Genomic DNA, 23,999 nt, shown 5'->3' on the forward strand with positions numbered 1-23,999 from the left:
TTAGAAGAAGGTCAGGCCGACCTGGAACAATCGCTCGGCATCGCGGATGTACTTTTTGTCGACCAGGAACAGGATCACATGGTCGCCCGTCTCGATCACCGTGTTGTCGTGGGCGATCAACACCTCTTCGTTGCGGATGATCGCACCGATGGTGGTGCCCGGCGGCAACGCGATATCAGCAATGGCGCGGCCGACTACCTTACTCGATTTGGCATCGCCATGGGCAATCGCCTCAATGGCTTCGGCTGCACCGCGGCGCAGGGAGTGCACGCTTTCGATATCACCACGGCGCACGTGGGTCAGCAGGGTACCGATGGTGGCCAGCTGCGGACTGATGGCGATGTCGATTTCGCCGCCCTGCACCAGGTCAACGTAGGCCGGGTTGTTGATGATGGTCATCACCTTGCGCGCACCCAGGCGCTTGGCCAGCAAGGAGGACATGATGTTGGCTTCGTCGTCGTTGGTCAGGGCCAGGAAGATGTCGGCGTCGCTGATGTTTTCTTCCACCAGCAGGTCGCGGTCCGAGGCGCTGCCTTGTAGCACGATGGTGCTGTCGAGGGTTTCCGAGAGGTAGCGGCAACGTGCCGGGTTCATCTCGATGATCTTCACCTGGTAGCGGCTCTCGATGGCCTCGGCCAGACGCTCGCCGATATGCCCGCCGCCGGCGATCACCACCTTCTTGTAGCTGTCTTCCATGCGGCGCATTTCGCTCATCACCGCGCGGATATGCGCCTTGGCGGCGATAAAAAACACTTCGTCATCGGCTTCGATCACCGTGTCGCCTTGCGGCATGATCGCCCGATTACGGCGGAAGATCGCTGCTACCCGGGTGTCGACATTCGGCATGTGTTCGCGCAATTGGCGCAGTTGCTGACCGACCAGCGGGCCGCCGTAGTAGGCCTTGACCGCTACTAGCTGGGCCTTGCCTTCGGCGAAGTCGATCACCTGCAGGGCGCCGGGGTATTCGATCAGGCGCTTGATGTAGTTGGTCACCACCTGCTCGGGGCTGATCAGTACGTCGACCGGGATCGATTCGTTGCTGAACAGGCCGCTGCGGGTCAGGTAAGCCGCTTCACGTACCCGGGCAATCTTGGTCGGGGTGTGGAACAGGCTGTAGGCGACCTGGCAGGCGATCATGTTGATTTCATCGCTGTTGGTCACTGCCACCAGCATGTCGGCGTCGTCCGCGCCGGCCTGGCGCAGCACCGTGGGAAACGAGCCACGGCCTTGTACGGTACGAATATCTAGGCGGTCGCCGAGGTCGCGCAGACGGTCACCGTCGGTGTCGACCACGGTGATGTCGTTGGCTTCGCTGGCCAGGTGTTCCGCCAGGGTGCCGCCAACCTGGCCTGCACCGAGAATGATGATCTTCATGCAGTCTGTTCCTCAGCCGCGCGGAGCGGCAGCGATTTTCATCAGCTTGGCATAGTAGAAGCCGTCGTGGCCGTCGACTTGCGGGAATAGCTGGCGACCGTGGGCGGTTTTATGGCCGAACGCTCCGGCAATATCCAGCTCACGGGCGCCCGGCGTGCGCGCCAGGAAGGCAGTAATATTCTCGCTGTTTTCCGCCGGCATCACCGAACAGGTGGCATAGAGCAGGATGCCGCCGACTTCCAGAGTCTGCCACAGGCTATCCAGCAGCTCGCCCTGCAGCTTGGCCAGCGCGGGAATGTCATCGGCCTGACGGGTCAGTTTGATATCCGGGTGACGGCGTATCACCCCGGTGGCCGAGCAGGGCGCATCGAGCAGGATGCGCTGGAACGGCTTGCCGTCCCACCAGGCGGCCAGGTCACGGCCATCGGCGGCGATCAGCTCGGCCTCCAGGCCCAGACGTTTGAGGTTCTCGCGTACCCGCACCAGGCGTTTTTCTTCCAGGTCCACCGCCACAACGCCGGCCAGTGCGGGCTCGGCTTCCAGCAGATGGCAGGTTTTACCGCCTGGCGCGGCGCAGGCGTCCAGCACGCGTTGACCGGGCGCCAGATCGAGCAGTTCGGCAGCCAGCTGCGCTGCTTCGTCCTGCACGCTGAGGCGGCCTTCGGCAAAACCCGGCAGGGTGGTGACATCGCATGCCTGCAGCAGGCGAATGCCGTCACGGCTAAACGTGCAAGGCTCGGCCTCGAAGCCTACGCGGTGCAGTTCGGCCAGGTAGTCATCGCGACTGCCGAGGCGGCGATTGACCCGCAGAATCAGCGGCGGGTGGGCGTTATTGGCCGCGCAGATAGCCTCCCAGTGTTCCGGCCACTGAGCTTTCAGGGCCTTCTGCAGCCAGCGCGGGTGAGCGGTATGCAGCACCGGATCGCGATCCAGCTCGGCCAGCAGCGACTCATGCTCGCGCTGGGCATTGCGCAGCACGGCATTCAGCAGGCCCTTGAGTGAAGGCTTCTTCAGCTTGTCGACGCAGGCCACGGTTTCGCCAATGGCGGCGTGGGCCGGGATGCGTGTGTAGAACAGCTGATAGAGGCCGATCAGCAGCAGCGCTTCGACATCACGGTCGGCGGCTTTGAGGGGTTTCTGCAGCAGCTTCTCGGCAATCAGGGCCAGGCGTGGCTGCCAGCGTGCGGTGCCAAAGGCTAGGTCCTGAGCCAGGCCACGGTCGCGCTGCTCAACCTTATCCAGCAGCGGCGGCAGGCTAGTGCCTAGCGAGGCTTTGCCATTGAGCACCACGGCCAGGGCGCGGGCGGCGGCGAGACGCGGGTTCATTGACCGAGCACCAAACCAGGGGCGAACTGCTCGCGTCGGCTGTTGTACAGGTCACTGAAGTTCAGCGCCTTACCGCCGGGCAGTTGCAGTCGGGTCAGACGCAGCGCGCCTTCGCCACAGGCCACGGTCAGGCCGAATTTATCGGCGGCGAGGATGCTGCCGGGTTGGCCCTGCCCTTCGCCCAGTGCTGCGGCGTGCACCTTGATGGCTTCGCCACTTAGCGTGCTATGGCAGATCGGCCACGGGTGAAATGCACGCACTAGTCGCTCCAGCTCAATGGCCGGGCGGCTCCAGTCCAGGCGCGCTTCATCCTTGTTCAGTTTGTGCGCATAGGTGGCCAGACTTTCGTCCTGCACTTCGCCAACCAGACTACCGCTGGCCAAGCCGCTGATGGCCTGAATCACCGCCTGCGGGCCGAGACTGGCGAGACGGTCGTGCAGGCTGCCACCGGTATCTTCGGCTGCAATCGGCGTGCTGACCTTGAGCAGCATCGGCCCTGTGTCCAGGCCGGCTTCCATCTGCATCACGGTAACGCCGGACTCAGCATCACCGGCCTCCACCGCGCGCTGGATCGGTGCGGCGCCACGCCAGCGTGGCAGCAGCGAGGCGTGACTGTTGATACAGCCCAGGCGCGGGATATCCAGCACCACTTGCGGCAGGATCAGGCCGTAAGCCACCACCACCATCAGATCGGGCTTGAGTGCCGCTAGCTCGGCTTGGGCGGCGGGGTCGCGCAGGGTCTGCGGCTGGTGCACCGGAATATCGTGCTGCAGGGCGAGCTGCTTGACCGGGCTGGGGGTGAGCTTCTGTCCGCGGCCGGCCGGGCGATCAGGCTGGCTGTAGACGGCAATGATCTGGTGTGGCGTGTCGAGCAAGGCCTTGAGGTGTTCGGCGGCAAATTCCGGGGTGCCGGCAAAGACAATACGCAAAGACTCAGACATGGGTTCTCACTGCTAGAAAGAAAAAGGCTTGCCGTAGCAAGCCTTTGAAAGGTGTGGCTTAAGCCTGCTGGCGGTGCTGCTTTTCCAGCTTCTTCTTGATGCGATCGCGTTTGAGATTAGACAGGTAATCGACAAACAGCTTGCCATTGAGGTGGTCGCATTCATGCTGGATGCACACCGCCAGCAGGCCTTCTGCGATCAGCTCGTAGGGCTGGCCATCGCGGTTTAGCGCCTTGATCTTGACCTTCTGCGGGCGGTCGACGTTTTCGTAGAAGCCTGGCACTGACAGGCAACCTTCCTGGTACTGATCCATTTCCTCGGTCAGCGGCTCGAACTCGGGGTTGATAAACACCCGTGGCTCGGATTTGTCTTCGGACAGGTCCATCACCACCAGACGTTTGTGCACGTTAACCTGCGTCGCGGCCAGGCCGATACCCGGTGCGTCGTACATGGTTTCAAACATGTCATCGATCAGTTGACGCAAGGCGTCATCGACCACGTCCACCGGCTTGGCGATGGTGCGCAGGCGCGGATCGGGAAATTCGAGGATATTCAGGATCGCCATATGCGTTTGTGATGCACTTGTGGAATAAAGTCAAAATCCGCTGCTAAGATGATGAGCAGCATTGAAAAACGGCTTCACGCCGCAGCACGACTGGGTTATGTCGCGGCGCTAGGGCGCTCCACGTGAAGACACATAATAAAGGGATTCACCGCATGAGGAAATCACTACTCGCCCTGCTGCTGGTTGCGGCAAGTGGCTTGGCCCAGGCCGCCGTGCAACTCAAGGACGGTCACCCAGACCGTTATACCGTGGTCAAGGGCGATACCCTCTGGGATATCTCTGGCAAATTTCTAAGTCAGCCGTGGAAGTGGCCTGAAATCTGGCACGCCAACCCACAGGTGGAAAATCCCCATTTGATTTATCCAGGCGATCAACTCAGCCTGGTGTATATCGATGGTCAGCCACGGCTGATGCTCAATCGCGGCGAGTCGCGCGGCACCATCAAGCTGTCGCCGCAGGTGCGCAGTACGCCGATGGCTGAAGCTATTCCGGCGATTCCGCTGGAGGCGATCAACAGCTTCCTGCTGAGCAACCGTATTGTTGATACCCCTGAGCAGTTCCAGGGTGCGCCCTATATCGTGGCCGGCAACGCCGAGCGCGTTGTAAGTGGTGCTGGTGATCGTGTTTATGCCCGTGGCAGCTTCGACGAGTCGGCGCCGGCTTATGGCATCTTCCGCCAGGGCAAAACCTACGTGGATCCGGAAACCCAGGAATTCCTCGGCATTAACGCCGATGACATCGGCTCGGGTGAGATCGTGGCCGAAGAAGGCGATGTCGGCACTATGGCCCTGACTCGCTCGACTCAGGAAGTTCGCCTTGGCGACCGGTTGTTCCCAACGGAAGAGCGGGCCATCAATTCGACCTTCATGCCGAGCGAGCCGGCTGGCGAGATCAATGGTGTGATCCTCGATGTGCCACGTGGTGTTACGCAGGTCGGTCAGTTCGATGTGGTGACCATCAATAAAGGTGCCCGTGACGGTCTGAGCGAAGGTAACGTGCTGGCAATCTATAAAACGGGCGAAACCGTACGTGACCGGGTAACCGGTGAGTCGGTGAAAATTCCGGACGAGCGTTCGGGCTTGCTGATGGTCTTCCGCACCTACGACAAGCTCAGCTACGGCCTGGTGCTGGGGGCGTCTCGTTCGCTTGAGCTGATGGACAAAGTGCGTAACCCGTAACACCGAAAAGCCCCGCAAACGCGGGGCTTTTTTATTCCCGTCTGAATTTCCTGCCGCCCGCGCGGCGCGACCGATCAAGGATGATCCGGATGTCGCAATCTCCTGCTGTTTCCTCTTCTATTTCTCCCGCTGAACTGGAAGCGCGTTTGCGCTTGCACTGCTTGCCGGAGCTCGGGCCTCGCCGCTTTCGCAAACTCCTCAGGGCCTTCGACAGTGCGTCAGCTGCGCTTAGCGCGCCGGCTAGTGCCTGGCGTTCCCTTGGTTTGCCGCAGACATGCAGTGAGGCGCGACGTAGCGCTGAGGTGCGTGAGCGTGCGGCGCGGAGCCTGGCCTGGTTGGACGTCGATACGCATCATTTGTTGATGTGGGATGACGCGATTTATCCAGGTCTGCTGGCTGAGTTGGCGGATGCGCCACCTTTGCTGTTTGTTGCAGGTGACCCGACTTTGCTGGAGCAGCCGCAACTGGCCATGGTCGGCAGTCGGCGTGCATCGCGGCCAGGGTTGGATACTGCGCAGAGTTTCGCTCGCAGCCTGGCGGGTGGCGGCTTTGTGATTACCAGCGGCTTGGCTTTGGGCATCGATGGCGCGGCCCATCAGGGCGCACTGGATGCCGGCGGCAAGACGGTGGCGGTACTCGGCACCGGCTTGCAGTGTTTATATCCGGCGCGGCACAAGAAACTCGCCGCAGATATCGTCGCCAGTGGTGGCGCGCTGGTGTCGGAGTTGCCGCTGGATTGTCCGCCCCAGGCGAGCAATTTCCCCCGGCGCAATCGCATCATCAGTGGCCTATCCGTGGGCGTGCTGGTGGTGGAAGCCAGCCCTTCCAGCGGTTCGCTGATCACTGCACGTCTAGCCGCCGAACAGGGCCGAGAGGTTTATGCGATTCCCGGTTCGATCCATCATCCCGGTGCGCGCGGCTGCCATCAGTTGATCCGCGAAGGCGCCACGCTGGTGGAAAGTATCGAAGATATTTTGCAGGCCTTGCGCGGCTGGCAGGCGCAGCCACCCACCACCGCCGCGCTCAGGCCAGAGCCTCCCAGCCATCCATTACTAGCCTTGTTGCATGCCGCGCCGCATAGCAGCGAAGCGCTGGTGGTGGCCAGTGGTTTGCCGTTGGCCGAGGTGCTGGCGGCGCTGACCGAGCTGGAGCTAGACGGCCGCGTTGCCTGCGAAAACGGCCGCTGGGTGGGCCGCGCGCTTTAGCTTGGATACACTGCCCGCCAGGCCTTAGTGGAGAGCAGTGAATGGTCAGCAACTGGCAGATACAGCAAGCCGCACGCGTAGTGCGCAATGGCGGAGTGATTGCCTATCCGACCGAAGCGGTATGGGGGCTGGGTTGTGATCCCTGGAATGACGAAGCGGTGGAGCGCTTGCTGGCGCTGAAGGATCGGCCGGTGCACAAGGGGCTGATTCTGGTCGCCGCCGAGGTTGAGCAGTTTGATTTTCTTCTCGAAGACCTGCCAGAAATCTGGCTGGCGCGCCTGGCCGGCAGCTGGCCGGGGCCCAACACCTGGCTGGTGCCGCATCAGAACCGGCTGCCCGAGTGGATCAGCGGCCAGCACAGCAGTGTGGCCCTGCGCGTCAGCGATCATCCGCAAGTACGTGCGCTGTGTCGCCTGACCGGGCCGCTGGTGTCGACCTCGGCCAATCCGGCTGGCCGACCGTCTGCGCGTTCGCGTCTGCGTGTTGAGCAGTACTTTCCCGGCCAGCTGGATGCGGTACTTGGTGGAGCGTTGGGCGGCCGCAAGAACCCGAGTCTGATTCGCGACTTGATCAGCGGTGATGTGATCAGACCGTCCTGATCACAGCCAAACCGTCTAGGGCAGCAGAATGCTCGAACCGGTGGTTTGCCGCGCGCTCAGCGCCGTTTGCGCCAGCGCGGCGTCCTTAAGTGCATAGCGGTTGCTGATTTCCACCTGCAGTTGGCCGCTGGCAATCATGGCGAACAGTTCGTCAGCCATCGCCTGCAGCCGGGAAGGCGTATCGGCGTAACCGGCCAGGGTTGGGCGGGTGACGAACAGCGAACCTTTTTGCGCGAGGATGCCCAGGTTGACGCCGGTTACGGCGCCCGACGCATTACCGAAGCTAACCAGCAGGCCGCGCGGCGCCACGCAGTCCAGCGAGGTTTCCCAAGTGTCCTTGCCGACGCCGTCGTAGACCACCGGGCACTTCTTGCCATCGGTCAGTTCCAGCACGCGCTGGGCAACGTTTTCATGGCTGTAGTCGATGGTCGCCCAGGCGCCCTGCTCTAAGGCCCGCGCCGCTTTTTCCGCCGAGCTGACGGTGCCGATCAGCTTGACCCCAAGCGCCTTGGCCCACTGGCAGGCAAAGGAGCCGACCCCGCCGGCGGCGGCATGAAACAGAATGGTTTCGCCACCTTGCAGAGGGAACGTTTGGCGCAGCAGATACTGCACCGTCAGGCCCTTGAGCATCACTGCGGCGGCCTGCTCGAAGCTGATTGCATCCGGCAGTTTCACCAGCTTCTCGGCCTGCAGCACATGCAGCTCGCTATACGCGCCCAGCGGTCCGGTGGCATAGGCCACGCGGTCACCCACCTGAAAGCCGCTGACCGCAGCCCCCACCGCCTCGACGATACCCGCACCCTCGGTGCCCAGGCTGGACGGCAAGCTTGGTGGCGCATACAGGCCGCTGCGGAAATAGGTGTCGATAAAATTCAGGCCGATCGCCTGGTTCTGCACCCTTACCTCATTGGGACCTGGGGCTGCGGGTGTGTAGTCGGTGTAGTCGAGAACGTCCGGGCCGCCGTGACGGTTGAACTGGATACGCATGGCCATTTTCAGAGTCTTCCGCGATTGAATGCCTGGATGATGCCCGCACGGGCAGAAACGTGCCGTTATCCAATCGTCTGCATTGACCGCCGTCAACTGCGGCCGTGGGGTGGCTGGTGTTATGCTGGCCGCCCATTTTTCCCCGCGGCCACGTGCCGCCTGGCCTTACCCGTTTTCAAGGTGCCGCCGTGAGTGACCGTACTGAGGCCGTCAAAGCCTACCTGCTGGATCTGCAAGACCGTATCTGCACTGCCCTGCAAGCCGAAGATGGCGGTGCCGAATTCTTCGAGGATGCCTGGCAGCGGCCAGCCGGCGGTGGCGGCCGCACGCGGGTGATGGAGAACGGCGCGCTGATCGAAAAGGGCGGGGTGAACTTCTCCCACGTGTTCGGCGACAGCCTGCCGCCTTCGGCCAGTGCGCATCGGCCGGAACTGGGCGGACGCGGCTTCGAGGCCCTTGGCGTGTCGCTGGTGATCCACCCGGAAAACCCCTATGTGCCGACCTCCCACGCCAACGTGCGCTTCTTCAGTGCCGAGAAAGCAGGTGAAGAGCCTGTCTGGTGGTTCGGTGGCGGTTTCGATCTGACGCCCTACTACGGCAATGAGGAAGACTGTCGGCACTGGCACCAGGTCGCCCATGACGCTTGCGCGCCCTTCGGTGCCGAGGTCTATCCGAAGTTCAAGGCCTGGTGTGATCGCTACTTCCACCTCAAGCATCGTGGCGAGCCGCGCGGCATTGGCGGGCTGTTCTTCGATGACCTCAATCAGTGGGACTTCGACACCAGCTTCGCCTTTATGCGCGCCATAGGCGATGCCTATCTCGCCGCTTACCTGCCCATCGTGCAGCGCCGCAAGCTGACCCCCTATGGCGAGCGCGAGCGTGAGTTCCAGGCCTTCCGCCGTGGTCGCTATGTCGAGTTCAACCTGGTGTTTGACCGTGGCACGCTGTTCGGCCTGCAGTCCGGCGGACGTACCGAATCGATCCTGATGTCGCTGCCGCCGCATGTGCGCTGGGGCTACGACTGGAAGCCGGAGCCGGGCAGCGAAGAAGCGCGTCTGACCGAGTATTTCCTGACAGATCGTGACTGGCTGAATGAGGCGGGCCGCTGATGGACCGCTACGGCGTATTCGGCAACCCCATCGGCCACAGCAAGTCGCCGCTGATCCACCGTCTGTTTGCCCAGCAGACCGGCGAGCAGCTGAGTTATGAAGCCCTGCTCGCGCCGCTGGACGACTTCCCCGGATTTGCCCGCGCGTTCTTTGCCGAAGGTTTGGGCGCCAATGTCACGGTGCCGTTCAAGGAGCAGGCGTTTGCCCTCGCGGATCAGCTCAGCGCCCGTGCTCAACGCGCCGGTGCGGTCAATACCCTGAAGAAGCTTGCCGACGGCAGCCTGCTTGGCGACAACACCGACGGCGCCGGCCTGGTGCGTGATCTGACGGTGAATGCCGGGGTAAACCTCAAGGGCAAACGCATTCTTCTGCTCGGCGCCGGCGGTGCGGTGCGCGGGGTGCTGGAGCCGTTGCTGGCCGAGCAGCCGGCGGCGTTGGTGATTGCCAACCGCACGGTGGAAAAGGCCGAGCAGCTGGCCCGCGAATTCGCCGACCTGGGCCCAGTGGTTGCCAGCGGTTATGACTGGATCGATGCGCCGGTGGACCTGATCATCAACGGCACCTCGGCCAGCCTGGCCGGCGAGTTGCCGCCGATTGCCCCAAGCCTGATTCAGCCCGGCCATACCCTGTGCTACGACATGATGTACGGCAAGGAATTGACCGCCTTTAACCGCTGGGCCGCCGAGCACGGCGCAGCGCGCACTCTGGATGGTCTGGGCATGTTGGTCGAGCAAGCCGCTGAAGCCTTTGCCCTGTGGCGCGATGTGCGTCCAGCCAGCGCCCCGGTGTTGGCCGAACTGCGCCGCCTGCTGGCCGAGGGCTGAAGACGTGGGATTGAGCGCGGATGACCTGGCGCAGATCAGCGCGCTGACCCTGCGCCATTATCAGGACTGCGCCGAAGACTTTCGCGAGGGCACCCGCGATCACGATGTCAGCCAGAATATCGCTGCTCTGCTCGCATATATCCAGGCCACGGCGCCTTACCAGATTCTCGATTTCGGCTGCGGCCCGGGCCGCGATCTGCGCACCTTTAGCGCCATGGGCCACACTGCTGTCGGTTTGGACGGCTGCGCGCGCTTTGTCGAAATGGCTCGCGCCGACAGTGGTTGCGAAGCCTGGCAGCAGGACTTTCTCGCCCTAGATCTGCTGCCTGAACGTTTCGATGGCGTGTTCGCCAATGCCTCGCTGTTTCATATTCCCCGCCAGGAACTGCCACGGGTGCTGAAGCAGCTGCATGCCACCCTTAAACCCGGCGGCGTGCTGTTTAGCTCCAACCCTCGGGGTGAGAATCAGGAAGGCTGGAATGGTGAGCGCTACGGTACCTATCACGACCTGGCCAACTGGCGCGTACTGCTTAACGCCGCCGGCTTTAGCGAACTGCAGCATTACTACCGCCCGGCAGGCCTGCCGCGTGACCAGCAGCCCTGGCTGGCCAGTGTCTGGCGCAAACTTTGAGCCTTCAGTACACGTCGCGCAGATAACGCTTCTGTTCGGCCAGACGGCGAATATGCTCGGCGGCGCGCTCCTCGCTCAAACCACCGTGCTCGCGCGCCACATCCTGTAGCGCCTGTTCGACATCCTTGGCCATGCGGTTGGCGTCGCCGCAGACGTATAGCTGAGCGCCCTCTTCCAACCAGCGCCAAAGCTCTGCGCCCTGCTCGCGAATACGATCCTGCACGTAGATCTTTTGCGCCTGATCGCGGGAGAAGGCCAGGCTGAGATTGCTTAGCAGGCCGTCGTGCTGCATCGCCGTCAGCTCGTCGCGGTAGTAGAAGTCGCTGGCCGCATGCTGCTCGCCGAAGAACAGCCAGTTCTTGCCGACATCGCCGCGCGCGCGGCGTTCGTGGAGGAAGCCGCGAAACGGCGCCACGCCAGTGCCGGGGCCGATCATGATCATCGGCACGTCGCCATCCTGTGGCACGCGGAAGTATTTGTTGCTCTGCACAAACAGCGGCACCTCGCCGTTACCCACACGGTCGGCGAGAAAGGTCGAGGCCACGCCCTTGCGCTTGCCGTAGCGCACGGCGGACACGGTCAGGTGCACTTCACCGGCATGCGCCTTGGGGCTTGAGGAGATCGAATACAGGCGCGGTTGCAAACGCTTGAGGCTGCCCAGCAGTTCGCCAGCCGAGTGTTCGGCCGGATAGGCCTGCAGCACATCGGCTAGTTGGCGGCCCCACCGCCAGTCCTTCAGTTCGGCCTTGCGCTCGCCAAGCAGGCTGCGCAGTTCGCTGCTGGCGCTGCGTTCGGCGACTAGGGCGAGGGCCTCGTTGCTCGGTCGGGCAATTTCGAAATGACTGCTAAGCGCCTCGCGCAGCGGCAGCTCGCCGACCTTGGCCACGTTGACCAGTTGTTCGCCGTCCAGGCGCGCCAGTTCGAGCACTTCCTCGACCAGCTCCGGGCAGTTGCGCGGCCATACGCCGAGGGCATCGCCGGCTTCGTAGGTCAGGCAGGAGTCGTCCAGGGCGAAGGCGAATTGGCGGGTGTCCTTGCTCGCGCCTGCTGCGTTCAGGCGCAGGTTAAGCGCCAGACGCGCGGGTAGCGGCTGGGTCTTGCTGACTAACTGCGTGCTGACGGGCTCCGTTGCGACGGCGCGGTGTGCCGGAACTGCTGTTGCTGCCGGGCGCAGCAACGGCAGCAGCTCGCTTAGCCAGGCCGCCGCTGCGTCGTCAAAATCGCTGTCGCAATCCAGGCAGGGCCGCAGCGGCGTGGCGCCGAGTTCGGCCAGGCGGCGGTCGAGGTTTTTGCCGTGCTGGCAGAACTGTTCGTAGTTGGGGTCGCCAAGCGCCAGTACCGCATAGCGCAGATTTTCCAGGCGCATCTCGCTGCTCTGCAGGGCACTCCAGAAGGCCTGGCCGTTATCTGGCGCATCGCCGTCGCCGAAGGTGCTGCTCAGCAGTAACACCGAGCCGGCGCTGGCCAGTTGCTGCGGTGGGTAATCGGCCATGCAGCTGAGCGCCACGGCAACCCCGGCTTCGCTCAGGTGCGCGGCCAGGCGTTCGGCCAGTGCCTCGGCATTACCGGTTTGCGAGGCCCATAGCAGGGTCACAGCAGGGTTCGCTGCCAGTGACGCTGGCGCGACGCGGCTGAATATTCCGGCGAGCATGCCGTCGAGCCACAGGCGGGTCGGTTCGGCCAGGGGCGCCTGGCTTGGCATGCTCGGCACACCGCCGCCGGGGTTGCTGCGCAGGCCGCTGATATAGCCGGCCATATAGCTGCGCTCGCTTTCGCTGAGGGGCGGCGGCGCGCTGCAATCTACGCCGACCAGCGCCGCAAAGGTTTCGATACTCGACATCGTGAGTTCCTCAGGCTGGTGAGATAGGCGAGTGCTGTTGACTGCCTCGGCGGCTGGCGTATCGAGACGTTGATGGGCGATCAACTCGATACGCCGCAGGCTGACGGCGCAGAACTTGAATTCCGGCTGCTGCGAGATGGGGTCGATGGCGTCGCTGGTCACCGCGTTGATCGCCAGGTTGTCGCCGTACACATCGTTCCAGTGGAACGGCGCAAAGCAGCCGCCGGGCAGCACGCGGTCGCTGATCTGCACCGGCAGCACGGCATGGCCACGCCGTGAGCGGACTTCCAGCTGGTCGCGGTCGCGCACGCCGAGTGCGGCGGCGTCCTGCGGGTGCACTTCGATAAAGGGGCCGGGGTTGAGCTTGTTCAGCGTGGCGACCTTGCCGGTCTTGGTCAGGGTGTGCCACTGGTGCTGCAGGCGCCCGGTGTTGAGTACGAAGGGGAAGTCGGCATCGGGCATTTCCGCCGGGTCGAGGTGCGGGCGCGGGAAGAACTGCGCCTTGCCGCTGGGCGTGGCAAACGCCAGGCGCGGCGTGCTGCCGTCTGCGCGAATGTGCAGATGCTGGCTGATTCCGTCGTTGATGTAGCGCAGCGGCATACGCCCGTCGCCCGCCTCGCTGGCGCAGGGCCATTGCAGCGGCGTTTGGCGCAGGCGTGGGTAGCTGGCGCCGCGCAGGTCATAACCGGTTTTTGGGTTGTGGAAGCGTTTGATTTCCTCGAACACCTGCTCGGCCGAGCTGTAGCTGAAGCCGTCGGCAAAGCCCATGGCGCAGGCCACCTTGGCGATGATGCGCCAATCGGCCATGGCCTCGCCGGGCGGCTCGACGGCTTGCGGCATCAGGGTCAGGTTGCGCTCGGAGTTGATCATCACCCCTTCGGCTTCGGCCCACAGTGCGCCGGGCAGGAGGATGTCGGCGTAGCGATTGGTTTCGGTGTCGAGGAAGGCGTCCTGGGCTATCACCAGTTCGGCGGCCTTCAGCCCTTCGATCACTTTGCTGCGGTTGGCCATGCTCGCCACCGGATTGGTGCAGATGATCCAGCAGGCCTTGACCTTGCCGGCGGCCAGGTCCTCGAACAGCGTCACGCTGCCGCCGCCCAGGCGAGTGTGCAGGGTGCCGGCCGGCACGCCCCAGATTTGCTCGACAAAGGCGCGGTCGTCGTCCACCAGCACGCTGCGCTGGCCCGGCAGGCCGGGGCCCATATAGCCCATCTCGCGGCCGCCCATGGCGTTGGGCTGGCCGGTGAGGGAGAACGGCCCGCTGCCGGGGCGGCAGATCTTGCCGGTGGCCAGGTGCAGGTTGCACAGGGCGTTGGTGTTCCAGGTGCCGTGGGTGCTCTGGTTGAGGCCCATGGTCCAGCAGCTCATCCACTCGCCGGCTTCGCCGATCCAGCGTGCGGCCTGGCGGATCGCTGCTTCGCTGAGCCCGGTGTGGGCGGCGACGTATTCTGGGGTGTAGCTCTCGAGGAAGTCCGGCATGACCTCCCAGCCTTCGGTGAACTCGGTAATAAAGGCCGGATCGGTGTGGCCGTTCTTGTGCAGCAGGTGCAGCAATCCGTTGAGCAGCAGCAGGTCGCTGCCCGGTTTGATCTGCAAAAACAGGTCGGCCTTGTCCGCCGTGGCATTGCGTCGGGGGTCGACGACGATCAGCTTGGCACCGGCCTTGACCCGCGCCATCAGGCGTAGAAACAGGATCGGATGACAGTCAGCTATATTCGCGCCGATGACGAAGAACACCTCGGCGCGCTCGAAATCCTGGTACGAGCCGGGTGGGCCGTCGGCACCCAGCGACAGCTTGTAGCCGCTACCGGCGCTGGCCATGCACAGGCGCGAGTTGGACTCGATCTGGTTGCTGCCCAGGTAACCCTTGACCAGCTTGTTGGCCAGGTACTGCGCCTCCAGCGACATCTGCCCGGAGACATACAGGGCGATGGCGTCCGGGCCGTGTTCGTCGAGAATTGCGCGCAGGCGGGCGGCGGCGGCGCTGATCGCGGCATCCATGGCGATTTGCCCAGGGTCACGGTTACGTTCGCTGCGCAGGTAGGCGTGCTGCATGCGGCCGGATTCGTTCAGCGGCTGGGCGCAGGTGCTGCCCTTGGTGCACAGGCGGCCGAAGTTGCTCGGATGCTGTTGGTCACCGCTGACCTTGGCGATCTTGCCGTTTTCCACGTGCATGACGATGCCGCAGCCGACGCCGCAATAGGGACAGACACTTCGCACGGTTTTGTTCGCCACACCCCTCTCCTGCACCTGAAACGCAAAACGCCATGCAACCCTCCGTCGAAACGGGAGTGGCACGGCGTCTTTGTCGTGGATGGGCAATCAGCGTTGATTACCTGGGTTGGTCTATAGCAAGGCACGCGCCAGGGTTCGCCAGGGCGGCTTGAACGCCCGCGTGGCAAGGCCTGGCGAGGTGTGTGCGGGACAGCTGGGCCGGTTTTGCGCGACTCATAATGGGGCGCAGGCTGCTCTGCTCGCCTCTTTTTGGGTCTGTATCGCGTCGGGCAGGTGAGCCTGCAACTGCGCCTGCAGCCTGCTGCAATGCGGGCCGCAGGCCGCTGCGGAGAAACTGGCACAGGCGCTGCATGAGCCCCAGGGAGCCCGCCACATTCGGGCCGCCCATTCGATCAATGGCGATCGCCAGCCTCTATAGGCAATGGGTATCAGGTGCCATGCAGGCACCGCACAGAACAGGCAAAGGCGCCTGAAACCGCAAGGTTTCAGGCGCCTTTTTTATTGCCGCAGAAAAACCTGATGAGCTTCGGCCGGGAAATGCCATGAACAGCACAGATACCTCCACAGACCAGCAGCGGCTGATCATCATCGGCAACGGCATGGTCGGCCATCACTGCGTCGAGCAACTGATCGAGCGCGGCGCGCTGGCGCAGTACCAGGTGCAGGTATTCAGCGAAGAGCCGCTGCGCGCCTATGACCGCGTGCACCTCTCCGAGTATTTCACCGGCCGCGATGCCGAATCCCTGGCCCTCAGCGGTGCCGAGCTGTACCAGACGCCGGGTGTCACCCTGCACCTGGGCGTGCCGGTGCTGGAGATCGACCGCGAACGCCGCGAAGTGATCACCGCTGAAGGCAGCTTCCCCTACGACCAGCTGGTGCTGGCCAGCGGCTCCTACCCGTTCGTGCCGCCGATTGAAGGCGCCGAAGGTGATTCGCGCCTGGTCTACCGCACCCTGGCCGACCTCGACACCATTCAGGCCGCCGCCAAGAGCGCGCGCCGTGGCGTAGTAGTTGGCGGTGGCCTGCTCGGCCTGGAAGCGGCCAACGCCTTGAAGTCCCTGGGCCTGGAAGCCCATGTGGTGGAATTCGCCCCACGCCTGATGCCGGTGCAGCTGGATGATCACGGCGGCCTGGCGCTGAAGGCGCAGATCGAAGCCCTGGGCGTCAGCGTGCACCTGTCGCGCGGCACCCAGTCGATCACCCCGGGCAGTGAGTACCGCTACCGGATGAATTTCGCTGGGGATGAGTTCCTGGAAACCGACCTGATCGTGTTCTCCGCCGGTATTCGCCCGCAGGACGCCATCGCCAAGCAATGCGGCCTGGAACTCGGCCCGCGCGGCGGCGTGGCCATCGACAGCCAGTGCCGCACCAGCGACCCAGCCATCTATGCCATCGGCGAGTGCGCGGCGTGGAATGGCGGCATCTTCGGCCTGGTCGCGCCGGGCTACCAGATGGCCCGCAGCGTCACCACCCAGCTGTGCGGCGAAGACAGCGAGCCGTTTATGGGCGCGGACATGTCGACCAAGCTCAAGCTGCTCGGCGTCGACGTCGGCTCCATCGGCGATGCCCATGGCGCCACCGCCGGCTCGCGCAGCTACCGCTTTATCGACGAAGCCAACGCCAGCTACCGCCGCTTGGTCGTATCGGCCGACGGTAAGCAGGCCATCGGTGCCGTGCTGGTCGGCGACAACAGCTACTACGACACCCTGCTGCAGTACGTGCAGAACGGCATTGCGCTTCCGGCCGACCCGTCCTGCCTGATCCTGCCGCAAGGCGAAGGCGCGCCGGCGCTGGGTGCCGATGCGCTGCCGGACACCGCGACTATCTGCTCCTGCCACAACGTCAGCAAGGGCGCGATCTGTTCGGCCATCGACGGCGGTTGCGGCGACCTGGCCGGGCTCAAGGCCTGCACCAAGGCCGCTACCGGTTGCGGCGGCTGCTCGGCGCTGCTCAAGCAGGTGTTCGAGCACGAGCTGACTGCGCGTGGCGTGGTGGTGGACAAGAGCCTCTGTGAACACTTCGCCTTCACCCGCCAGGAGCTGTACGGCATCGTCCGCGTGGAAGGCATCGAGAGCTTCGAGGCGCTGCTGGCCAAGCACGGCCGCGGCCATGTCGGCTGCGATATCTGCAAGCCGGCGGTGGGTTCGATCCTTGCCTCCTGCTGGAACCGCTCGATCACCGATCCGGCGCTGGTGCCGCTGCAGGACACCAACGACACCTTTATGGCCAACATGCAGAAGAACGGCACCTACTCGGTGGTGCCGCGTATTCCCGGTGGCGAAATCACCCCGGACGGCCTGCTGGCCATCGGCGCGGTGGCGAAGAAATACGACCTCTATACCAAGATCACCGGCGGCCAGCGCATCGACCTGTTCGGCGCGCAGCTGCACGAGCTGCCGGACATCTGGGCCGAACTGATCGCCGCCGGCTTTGAAACCGGCCACGCCTACGGCAAGTCGCTGCGCACGGTGAAATCCTGCGTGGGCAGCACCTGGTGCCGCTACGGCGTGCAGGACAGCGTGGCCATGGCGCTGCTGCTGGAGGACCGCTACAAGGGCCTGCGCTCGCCGCACAAGATCAAGTTTGCGGTCAGCGGTTGCACTCGCGAATGTGCCGAGGCGCAGAGCAAGGATGTCGGCGTGATCGCCACCGAGAACGGCTGGAACCTCTATGTCGCCGGCAACGGCGGCATGCGTCCGCGTCATGCCGAGCTGTTCGCCACCGATCTGGATGATGAAACCCTGATCCGCTACATCGACCGTTTCCTGATGTTCTACGTGCGCACCGCCGACCGCCTGCAACGCACTTCGGTGTGGCGCGAGTCGCTGGAAGGCGGCCTGGATTATCTGAAGGAAGTGATCATCGACGACAGCCTCAATCTCGCCGCCGAACTGGAAGCGCAGATGCAGCTGGTGATCGACCGCTACGAGTGCGAATGGGCCAACGCCCTGAAGGACCCGGAGAAGCTCAAGCGCTTCCGCACCTTCGTCAACCAGCAGGGCGGCGACCCGGATATCCTGTTCGTCGAGGAACGCGGCCAGCGCCGCCCAATCAGCGCCGCCGAACTGCAACTTATTCCAGCCGAGGAGGTGGTCTGATGGGCCAGTCGAGCGCAGCAGCAACAATCGAACAAACCAGCGTGCAATGGCGTTCCCTGTGCAGCCGTGCCGACCTGGTGGCCAACTCCGGCGTGGTCGCCTGGGTCGACGGCGCCCAGGTGGCGCTGTTCTATCTGCCAGGCGAGTCCAGCGACAAGCAGCTGTATGCCGTCGATAACCGCGACCCCAAGTCCGGCGCCAACGTCATTGGCCGCGGCATTGTCGGCAGCCTGGCTGGCGACCTGGTCATCGCCGCGCCGCTGTACAAACAGCACTACCGCCTGGAAGACGGCAGCTGCCTGGAGTATCCCGAGCAGCAGCTGCGCACCTGGCCGGTGCGCTTGCAGGGCGACCGGGTGGAAATTGGTCTGAGCTAAAGCCACAGGACACACCGGGCTGAATAGGGCGCTACTTGACTATTGAGTCAGTAATTGGCTTTATGCGCCTCAGCCCACAGCGCTGATGCCTGTGTAACAGGGTTGTCGATTATCTCGGCAACCCTGTTTTTGTTGCTCTACAGAGTGTCTTGGTACGCAAATCGCTATATCTCGTGAGATATAGCGAAGGTAGAGTAGCCAGGCGCATCAGCGCCGACAGAACAGCCGTTGGCCCTTGGCCGCACACCCAGGAGGTATCCATGCACGCGCGTATCGCGGCGTTATTCGCCGTTTTTGCTATCAGCAGTCACGCCCTGGCCGAGCAGGTTCAGGTGGCGGTGGCCGCGAACTTCACCGCGCCGCTGCAGGCGATTGCCAGCGAGTTCGAAAAGGATACGGGGCACAGCGTACTCGCCTCCTTCGGTGCCACTGGCCAGCTGTATGCGCAGATTCACAACGGTGCGCCGTTCGAGGTGTTTTTAAGTGCCGATGAAAGCACCCCGGCCAAGCTCGACAGCGAAGGTCTGGGCGTCAGCGGCTCGCGCTTTACCTATGCAGTCGGCAGCCTGGTGCTGTGGTCGGCCACGCCGGGTTATCTGGATGGCAGCGACGCGGTGCTCAAGGCTAATCAGTACCGGCACCTGGCGATCGCCAACCCGAAAGCCGCACCCTACGGCCTGGCAGCCACCGAAGTACTGGACAAGCTGGGCCTGAGTGCGGCGGTCAAGGACAAACTGGTCGAAGGGCAGAACATCACCCAGGCGCATCAGTTCATTGCCACCGGCAACGCCGAGTTGGGCTTTGTTGCACTGTCGCAGGTGTACAAGGATGGCCAGCTCAGCAGTGGCTCGGCCTGGATGGTGCCGGCGCAGATGCACACACCGATCAAGCAGGATGCGTTGATCCTCAAGAAGGGCGAACATAACCCGGCCGCTGTAGCCCTGACCGAGTACCTGAAAGGCGAGAAGGCGGCGAAGATCATCAAGTCCTACGGCTACCAACTTTAAAAGGCGGTTGCGATGCCACTGAGCAAAGCTGATTTCGCTGCGGTACTGCTAACGCTTGAGCTGGCATCGCTGACCACCCTGTTACTGCTGTTGATCGGTACACCGATTGCCTGGTGGCTGGCGCGCACGTCATCCAAATGGAAGCAGCCGATTGGCGCCATCGTCGCGCTGCCGCTGGTGCTGCCGCCGACGGTGATCGGCTTCTACCTCCTGGTGAGCATGGGCCCGCACGGTTTTATCGGGCAACTGACCCAAAGCCTCGGTCTCGGCACCCTGACATTTACTTTTACCGGACTGGTGATCGGCTCGGTGTTCTACTCCCTGCCCTTTGTCGTGCAACCGCTGCAGAACGCTTTCGAGGCCATTGGTCGTGGCCCGCTGGAGGCCGCCGCCACGCTGCGCGCTGGCCCCTGGGATGCATTCTTTACAGTGGTGCTGCCGCTGGCCAAGCCGGGCTTTATCACGGCGTCGATTCTCGGTTTCGCCCATACCGTGGGCGAGTTCGGCGTGGTGCTGATGATCGGCGGCAACATCCCCGGCAAGACCCAGGTGGCATCGGTGCAGATCTACAACCATGTGGAAACCATGGAGTACGTCCAGGCCCACTGGCTGGCGGGCGGTATGGTGCTGTTCTCCTTTATCGTGCTGCTGGCGCTCTACTCTGGCAGAAGCAGCAAGCGGGTGTGGCAATGATCTGGCCTTTTCCGCGCCGCCCTGCGGCCACTCATACGGTCGCCGCGTCGGGGGAAATCCACGCGCGCTTCAAGGTTGCACACCCAGGTTTTACCCTGGATGTTGAGTTGAACCTGCCCGGCCGTGGCGTCAGCGCCTTGTTCGGCCATTCCGGTTCCGGCAAGACCAGCTGCCTGCGCTGTTTTGCCGGGCTGGATCAGCCGAGCGAAGGTTTCCTGCAGGTCAACGGCGAACTGTGGCAGGACAGCGCCCAGGGCGTTTTCGTGCCGGCGCATCAACGTGCAGTGGGCTACGTGTTTCAGGATGCCAACCTGTTTGCCCACCTCACGGTGCGGCGCAATCTGCAGTACGGCTTGAAGCGCATCCCCGCTGCGCAGCGGCGAATTGCCCTGGAGCAGGCGGTGGATCTGCTGGGCATCGGCCATCTGCTGGAGCGTTTGCCAGGCAACCTCTCGGGCGGCGAGCAGCAGCGTGTTGGTATTGCCCGCGCCCTGCTGACCAGCCCGCGTTTGCTGCTGCTGGACGAACCGTTGGCGTCCCTCGACCTCAAACGCAAACAGGAAGTGCTGCCCTATCTGGAGCGCCTGCATCAGGAGCTGGAGATTCCAATTGTCTACGTCAGCCACTCGCCGGATGAGGTGGCGCGCCTGGCCGATCACCTGGTGCTGCTGGAGGACGGTAAGGTCAGCGGCAGTGGCCCGTTGAAGGAAACCCTGTTGCGCGCCGACCTGCCGTTTGTCTTCGAGGACGATGCCGAGGCGGTGGTCGACGGCGTAGTTACAGCGCATGACCAGGCTTACGGGCTGCTCTACCTGCAATTGCCGGATAGCGACATCCGCTTGCGTTTGCCCCATGGGCCGCTGCCGTTGGGCCAGTCGGTGCGGGTCAAGATCAAGGCCCGCGATGTCAGCCTTTGCCTGCAACAGGCCGAGGACAGCAGCGTGCTTAACCTGTTGCCGGCGCGAGTAGTGGACTGGATCAACGTCGCCGAACAAGCCCATGTGCTGGTGCGCGTGCAAGTGGGCGGCGAGCAGCTGATCGCCCGCATCACCCGTTACTCCTTCGACCGTCTGGAGATCCAGCGTGAGCAGTTGCTGTGGGCGCAGGTCAAGTCGGTGTCGTTACTGAGCACTCACTGATGCCTGGGCAAACGCGCCGGGCATGACCTGCGAGCGCTTCAGCCCCAGCCACTCCAGCTCGATAAACACCAGTACCACAACAGCCTGGACGATCACGAAGGCGTAGCCCAGCAGGTTCGGCGTGAACCAGCCGCTGAGCAGCACCAGCAGGCTAAGTACCACCCACAGCGCATTCAGGCCGATCACTGTGTAGACCGCTGTCCGCGCCATGCTTTCACGGCGCGACAGCCAGAGCAGAAAGGCCACCAGCGGAATCAGTACCACGCCAACGCCGAAGAGGAATGCACCCGGCAGGGCCAACAGACTGCTCAGCCAGTCAGCCAGCAGCAGGAGTTGCGCCGTGGTGATCACGCCCACCAGGCCATCGGCGAGCAGGGCACGGCGCAGTAACAGTGAAGGTTGCAAGGTGGTCATGGCGAAGTCTCCGTAAAGAACCGTCGAAATGGCGGCTTGGCCCTAGATTTCGCCGATCTGTGCGTTACGTCGATTACCTCGCAGGTAATGGCCGCCATGACTTGGCTGGTCTATTGTCGATGCCCATGAACAGCCAAATCCAGCCCGTCGGGGCCCTGCTGCGCCAGTGGCGCCAGCATCGTCGTCTGAGTCAGCTCGACCTCGCTTGTGAGGCCGATATTTCCACCCGCCACCTGAGTTTCGTCGAAACCGGGCGCGCCCAACCCAGCCGCGAGATGCTGCTGTTGCTCGCCGAGCAGCTGGAGATTCCCCTGCGCGAACGCAATCGCCTGCTTAGCGCCGCCGGCTATGCGCCGCTGTTCACTCAGCATGCGCTGTCCGAGCCAGCCATGGCGGCCGCGCGCAGTGCCATCGACCTGCTGCTCAAGGCCCACGAGCCCTACCCGGCACTGACCATCGACCGTCACTGGAACCTGCTGGCGGCCAACAGTGCCCTCGCGCCCTTTCTGCAGGGCATTGCGCCTGAGCTGCTGACGCCACCGATCAACGTCATGCGCCTGAGCCTGCACCCGCAAGGGCTGGCACCGCGTATCGTCAACCTGGGCGCCTGGCGCGCCTACCTGTTGGCGCGGTTGCAGCGCGATTTTCAGGCCAGCGGCGATGCTCAGTTGCACGCGCTGTGGGATGAGCTGAACGCCTATCCAGGGCCGGCGGCACCCGCGCAATTCGACAGCGACACGGTGCTGATTCCGTTGCAGTTTGCCAGCGAGCAGGGCGTGGTCAGCCTGATCGGCACCACCACGGTGTTTGGCACCGCCAACGACATCACCCTGGCGGAACTGGCGCTGGAAACCTTCTTTCCGGCCGATGCCTTCAGCGCGCAGTACCTGCGTGACTTGGCCGAATCGACGCATCTTTCCGACGAAATCACTCTTTAGGCTGCTTTTATCCCGTATTCAGTGCAGTACCCTGTTGCGCGCGATTGTATAAGCTGACCTCGTTCAGCACTGCTCACAAAAATAATAAGGAGCACACCACGTATGCGTTCTATAACGCTGTCTCGCTCGCTATTGCTCGCGGTTATCGGGTTGTTGGCCGGCCTCTCGCCGCTGACCTTTGCCCAGGCCGTTACCCCCCAGGAACAGGTTCAGGTGCAGGCCAGCCGGGTTACCAGCAGCTTGATGCTGTTACGCGGTGAGGGTTTCCAAAAGAAACACCAGGACGCCCTGGAAACTGATCTGCAGGCCCTGGCCGCCGCCGTGCAGAGCCTGCCGCAAAGCAGCGATGCCCTGCGCAGTGCCCATCAGGAACTGGTGGTGCAGATTCGCCGTGGCGTGGCCTTTGGCCCGAGTGAAGATGACATGCCCTGGCGCTACCCCGAGGACCTCAGCAAAGCCCTGCTCGGCGTGCTCGAGGAAACCCGCAAGCTGGCCGGCCCGGCTGACAGCGAACTGTCCGCCAAGCTCGAATACCTCTCGGTGCAGTACCTCAGCCGCGCCTACTTCGGCAATTTCGAAACCGCCCGCGAGCAGCCCGACACCTACCTCGGTCAGGATGAACGCAAGATTGTGCCGTCGGTGGATGCGCAGCTGGCCGCGCTGGATGGCAAGGCCGACCCACAGATCGGCAAGTTGAAAACCCGCTGGGACTACCTCAAGGCCGCGCTGGTCGACCTCAACAGCCAGAGCAGCGCCCTGCAGAGCGCTTCGGGTCGACCCTTTGCACCAATCACCGTGTATCGCCATACCCGCTCACTGACCACGCAATGGATGGCGATGTACTAGAACTCGCTCGTAAGAGCGAAGTCGGTACAAGGCCGCCAATCAATGGCGGCCCTGCAGCGATCAGGCAGTGGCTTTCTTCTCGCGAATACAGGTCGGGCCGGCGCGTTCGACGATGGCCTGTTCGACTTCTTTGCGCAGTCCTAGCAGGAAGGCCGCTTCGGCGGCGACGAACAGCGGGCCGATCACCAGGCCCATCACGTCATCGACAAACGCCGGTTTGCGCCCTTCGTAGTAATGGCCGACAAACTGAATAATCCAGCCGATCACAAACAGGCCGATGCCGCTGCTCAGCCACACCGCCGTTGATTGCACGGCCAGGCCCGCCGCTGCCCACAGGCTGAGCACCAGCAGCAGCGCCATCAGCAGGCCGAAGCGCAGGTCCAGGCGCAGGTAGAACACCCCTGCCGCCAGAGCCACCAGCAGGGCTGGGGACAGCCACAGGCCGAGCAGCTCGAAGCCAGGGCGTGACAACAACACGGCCACCGCCACAACGATCAGTGGAATACCGATAAAGTGGCTGAGAATATTGCGTTGGTCGCGGTGATAGGCCGCGTATTGAGCCAGATGATCAACCAGGGTTTTCATTATTATTTTCCTCATGCAAGACAGGTGGCCAGCATGAACCCACGCCCACGCAGCGCTCTGTCAGCTAGCCGACAAACCGCCTGGAGCC

21 protein-coding genes are annotated in these 23,999 nt (G+C 63.3%); 13 read left to right on the top strand and 8 right to left on the bottom strand.

Annotated elements, in window-relative coordinates; translation table 11 throughout:
* From trkA to def, 4 genes are read right to left on the bottom strand one after another with little or no spacing between them, the layout of a single operon-like run.
* Positions 1-1,374 (bottom strand): Trk system potassium transporter TrkA, encoded by a 1,374-nt coding sequence (gene trkA, locus HCI85_RS15875; RefSeq protein WP_090254226.1) that lies wholly within the window; start codon positions 1,372-1,374, stop codon positions 1-3.
* Between the two features lie 12 nt (positions 1,375-1,386).
* Positions 1,387-2,700 (bottom strand): 16S rRNA (cytosine(967)-C(5))-methyltransferase RsmB, encoded by a 1,314-nt coding sequence (gene rsmB, locus HCI85_RS15880; RefSeq protein ID WP_167145918.1) that lies wholly within the window; start codon positions 2,698-2,700, stop codon positions 1,387-1,389.
* Positions 2,697-3,641 carry a methionyl-tRNA formyltransferase gene (fmt, locus tag HCI85_RS15885; protein WP_167145920.1) on the bottom strand — a complete coding sequence of 315 codons (945 nt, stop codon included), beginning with the start codon at positions 3,639-3,641 and terminating at the stop codon, positions 2,697-2,699. Before fmt ends, rsmB begins: the two co-directional genes overlap by 4 nt.
* A gap of 58 nt (positions 3,642-3,699) precedes the next feature.
* Entirely contained in the window at positions 3,700-4,206 is a 507-nt protein-coding gene (def, locus tag HCI85_RS15890; RefSeq protein ID WP_167145922.1) for a peptide deformylase, read from the bottom strand.
* Between the two features lie 152 nt (positions 4,207-4,358).
* On the opposite strand from def, the gene HCI85_RS15895 reads away from it, so the two are divergent.
* The 3 genes from HCI85_RS15895 to HCI85_RS15905 all read left to right on the top strand — a co-directional run bounded on the left by HCI85_RS15895 (position 4,359) and on the right by HCI85_RS15905 (position 7,188).
* Positions 4,359-5,384: a LysM peptidoglycan-binding domain-containing protein gene (locus tag HCI85_RS15895; RefSeq protein ID WP_167145924.1), complete on the top strand. Its 1,026-nt coding sequence runs from the start codon at positions 4,359-4,361 to the stop codon at positions 5,382-5,384.
* 89 nt (positions 5,385-5,473) lie between these two features.
* The gene (dprA, locus tag HCI85_RS15900; protein ID WP_167145926.1) at positions 5,474-6,589 is read left to right on the top strand and encodes a DNA-processing protein DprA; all 1,116 of its coding nucleotides are present in this window, start codon (positions 5,474-5,476) and stop codon (positions 6,587-6,589) included.
* Between the two features lie 41 nt (positions 6,590-6,630).
* Complete coding sequence (locus HCI85_RS15905; RefSeq protein WP_167145928.1) at positions 6,631-7,188, top strand: L-threonylcarbamoyladenylate synthase; 558 nt, start codon at positions 6,631-6,633, stop codon at positions 7,186-7,188.
* A gap of 15 nt (positions 7,189-7,203) precedes the next feature.
* Here HCI85_RS15905 and HCI85_RS15910 read toward each other — a convergent pair whose 3' ends face one another.
* On the bottom strand, positions 7,204-8,181 hold the full coding sequence (locus HCI85_RS15910; protein WP_167145930.1) for an NADPH:quinone reductase: 978 nt from the start codon (positions 8,179-8,181) through the stop codon (positions 7,204-7,206).
* A gap of 182 nt (positions 8,182-8,363) precedes the next feature.
* Between HCI85_RS15910 and hemF the strand changes: the two genes are divergently transcribed.
* The 3 genes from hemF to HCI85_RS15925 are packed head-to-tail and all read left to right on the top strand — an operon-like array spanning position 8,364 to position 10,739.
* Positions 8,364-9,284, top strand: coding sequence for an oxygen-dependent coproporphyrinogen oxidase (gene hemF, locus HCI85_RS15915; protein WP_167145932.1), 921 nt, complete (start codon positions 8,364-8,366; stop codon positions 9,282-9,284).
* Positions 9,284-10,108: a shikimate dehydrogenase gene (gene aroE, locus HCI85_RS15920; RefSeq protein WP_167145934.1), complete on the top strand. Its 825-nt coding sequence runs from the start codon at positions 9,284-9,286 to the stop codon at positions 10,106-10,108. Before hemF ends, aroE begins: the two co-directional genes overlap by 1 nt.
* Before the next feature lie 4 nt (positions 10,109-10,112).
* Positions 10,113-10,739, top strand: a complete 627-nt coding sequence (locus HCI85_RS15925) for a class I SAM-dependent methyltransferase (protein WP_167145936.1) — start codon at positions 10,113-10,115, stop codon at positions 10,737-10,739.
* A 4-nt stretch (positions 10,740-10,743) separates the two neighbouring features.
* On the opposite strand, the gene HCI85_RS15930 is transcribed toward HCI85_RS15925, so the two are convergent.
* Complete coding sequence (locus HCI85_RS15930; RefSeq protein WP_167145938.1) at positions 10,744-14,814, bottom strand: bifunctional nitrate reductase/sulfite reductase flavoprotein subunit alpha; 4,071 nt, start codon at positions 14,812-14,814, stop codon at positions 10,744-10,746.
* A gap of 542 nt (positions 14,815-15,356) precedes the next feature.
* On the opposite strand from HCI85_RS15930, the gene nirB reads away from it, so the two are divergent.
* The 5 genes from nirB to modC all read left to right on the top strand — a co-directional run bounded on the left by nirB (position 15,357) and on the right by modC (position 21,128).
* On the top strand, positions 15,357-17,912 hold the full coding sequence (gene nirB, locus HCI85_RS15935; RefSeq protein ID WP_167145940.1) for a nitrite reductase large subunit NirB: 2,556 nt from the start codon (positions 15,357-15,359) through the stop codon (positions 17,910-17,912).
* Positions 17,912-18,289 carry a nitrite reductase small subunit NirD gene (gene nirD, locus HCI85_RS15940; protein ID WP_167145942.1) on the top strand — a complete coding sequence of 126 codons (378 nt, stop codon included), beginning with the start codon at positions 17,912-17,914 and terminating at the stop codon, positions 18,287-18,289. Before nirB ends, nirD begins: the two co-directional genes overlap by 1 nt.
* 260 nt (positions 18,290-18,549) lie before the next feature.
* On the top strand, positions 18,550-19,296 hold the full coding sequence (gene modA / locus HCI85_RS15945; RefSeq protein WP_167145944.1) for a molybdate ABC transporter substrate-binding protein: 747 nt from the start codon (positions 18,550-18,552) through the stop codon (positions 19,294-19,296).
* Between the two features lie 12 nt (positions 19,297-19,308).
* On the top strand, positions 19,309-19,989 hold the full coding sequence (gene modB / locus HCI85_RS15950) for a molybdate ABC transporter permease subunit (RefSeq protein WP_167145946.1): 681 nt from the start codon (positions 19,309-19,311) through the stop codon (positions 19,987-19,989).
* A complete protein-coding gene (modC, locus tag HCI85_RS15955; protein ID WP_167145948.1) occupies positions 19,986-21,128 on the top strand; it encodes a molybdenum ABC transporter ATP-binding protein in 1,143 nt (380 codons plus the stop codon). The genes modB and modC overlap by 4 nt, the downstream gene beginning before the upstream one ends.
* On the opposite strand, the gene HCI85_RS15960 is transcribed toward modC, so the two are convergent.
* Positions 21,111-21,542, bottom strand: a complete 432-nt coding sequence (locus HCI85_RS15960; RefSeq protein ID WP_167145950.1) for a hypothetical protein — start codon at positions 21,540-21,542, stop codon at positions 21,111-21,113. The genes modC and HCI85_RS15960 overlap by 18 nt on opposite strands.
* 125 nt (positions 21,543-21,667) lie before the next feature.
* On the opposite strand from HCI85_RS15960, the gene HCI85_RS15965 reads away from it, so the two are divergent.
* A complete protein-coding gene (locus HCI85_RS15965; protein ID WP_167145952.1) occupies positions 21,668-22,480 on the top strand; it encodes a helix-turn-helix domain-containing protein in 813 nt (270 codons plus the stop codon).
* A 102-nt stretch (positions 22,481-22,582) separates the two neighbouring features.
* Complete coding sequence (locus tag HCI85_RS15970; RefSeq protein WP_167145954.1) at positions 22,583-23,326, top strand: hypothetical protein; 744 nt, start codon at positions 22,583-22,585, stop codon at positions 23,324-23,326.
* A gap of 60 nt (positions 23,327-23,386) precedes the next feature.
* On the opposite strand, the gene HCI85_RS15975 is transcribed toward HCI85_RS15970, so the two are convergent.
* A complete protein-coding gene (locus HCI85_RS15975) occupies positions 23,387-23,911 on the bottom strand; it encodes an Mpo1 family 2-hydroxy fatty acid dioxygenase (RefSeq protein ID WP_167145956.1) in 525 nt (174 codons plus the stop codon).
* Positions 23,912-23,999: the final 88 nt, after the last annotated feature.

Source organism: Pseudomonas sp. OTU750018 (assembly GCF_011636575.1).
In the GTDB taxonomy this organism is placed as follows: domain Bacteria; phylum Pseudomonadota; class Gammaproteobacteria; order Pseudomonadales; family Pseudomonadaceae; genus Aquipseudomonas; species Aquipseudomonas peli.

What these genes read in the sequence shown, in the direction of transcription:
- HCI85_RS15910 (WP_167145930.1), bottom strand. Translation starts at nt 8,181, where the DNA reads ATGGCCATGCGTATCCAGTTCAACCGTCACGGCGGCCCGGACGTTCTC.
- HCI85_RS15970 (WP_167145954.1), top strand. Translation starts at nt 22,583, where the DNA reads ATGCGTTCTATAACGCTGTCTCGCTCGCTATTGCTCGCGGTTATCGGG.
- modA (WP_167145944.1), top strand. Translation starts at nt 18,550, where the DNA reads ATGCACGCGCGTATCGCGGCGTTATTCGCCGTTTTTGCTATCAGCAGT.
- nirB (WP_167145940.1), top strand. Translation starts at nt 15,357, where the DNA reads ATGAACAGCACAGATACCTCCACAGACCAGCAGCGGCTGATCATCATC.
- rsmB (WP_167145918.1), bottom strand. Translation starts at nt 2,700, where the DNA reads ATGAACCCGCGTCTCGCCGCCGCCCGCGCCCTGGCCGTGGTGCTCAAT.
- HCI85_RS15895 (WP_167145924.1), top strand. Translation starts at nt 4,359, where the DNA reads ATGAGGAAATCACTACTCGCCCTGCTGCTGGTTGCGGCAAGTGGCTTG.
- dprA (WP_167145926.1), top strand. Translation starts at nt 5,474, where the DNA reads ATGTCGCAATCTCCTGCTGTTTCCTCTTCTATTTCTCCCGCTGAACTG.
- modB (WP_167145946.1), top strand. Translation starts at nt 19,309, where the DNA reads ATGCCACTGAGCAAAGCTGATTTCGCTGCGGTACTGCTAACGCTTGAG.
- def (WP_167145922.1), bottom strand. Translation starts at nt 4,206, where the DNA reads ATGGCGATCCTGAATATCCTCGAATTTCCCGATCCGCGCCTGCGCACC.
- trkA (WP_090254226.1), bottom strand. Translation starts at nt 1,374, where the DNA reads ATGAAGATCATCATTCTCGGTGCAGGCCAGGTTGGCGGCACCCTGGCG.
- HCI85_RS15975 (WP_167145956.1), bottom strand. Translation starts at nt 23,911, where the DNA reads ATGAAAACCCTGGTTGATCATCTGGCTCAATACGCGGCCTATCACCGC.
- HCI85_RS15905 (WP_167145928.1), top strand. Translation starts at nt 6,631, where the DNA reads ATGGTCAGCAACTGGCAGATACAGCAAGCCGCACGCGTAGTGCGCAAT.
- modC (WP_167145948.1), top strand. Translation starts at nt 19,986, where the DNA reads ATGATCTGGCCTTTTCCGCGCCGCCCTGCGGCCACTCATACGGTCGCC.
- HCI85_RS15965 (WP_167145952.1), top strand. Translation starts at nt 21,668, where the DNA reads ATGAACAGCCAAATCCAGCCCGTCGGGGCCCTGCTGCGCCAGTGGCGC.
- aroE (WP_167145934.1), top strand. Translation starts at nt 9,284, where the DNA reads ATGGACCGCTACGGCGTATTCGGCAACCCCATCGGCCACAGCAAGTCG.
- fmt (WP_167145920.1), bottom strand. Translation starts at nt 3,641, where the DNA reads ATGTCTGAGTCTTTGCGTATTGTCTTTGCCGGCACCCCGGAATTTGCC.
- HCI85_RS15960 (WP_167145950.1), bottom strand. Translation starts at nt 21,542, where the DNA reads ATGACCACCTTGCAACCTTCACTGTTACTGCGCCGTGCCCTGCTCGCC.
- nirD (WP_167145942.1), top strand. Translation starts at nt 17,912, where the DNA reads ATGGGCCAGTCGAGCGCAGCAGCAACAATCGAACAAACCAGCGTGCAA.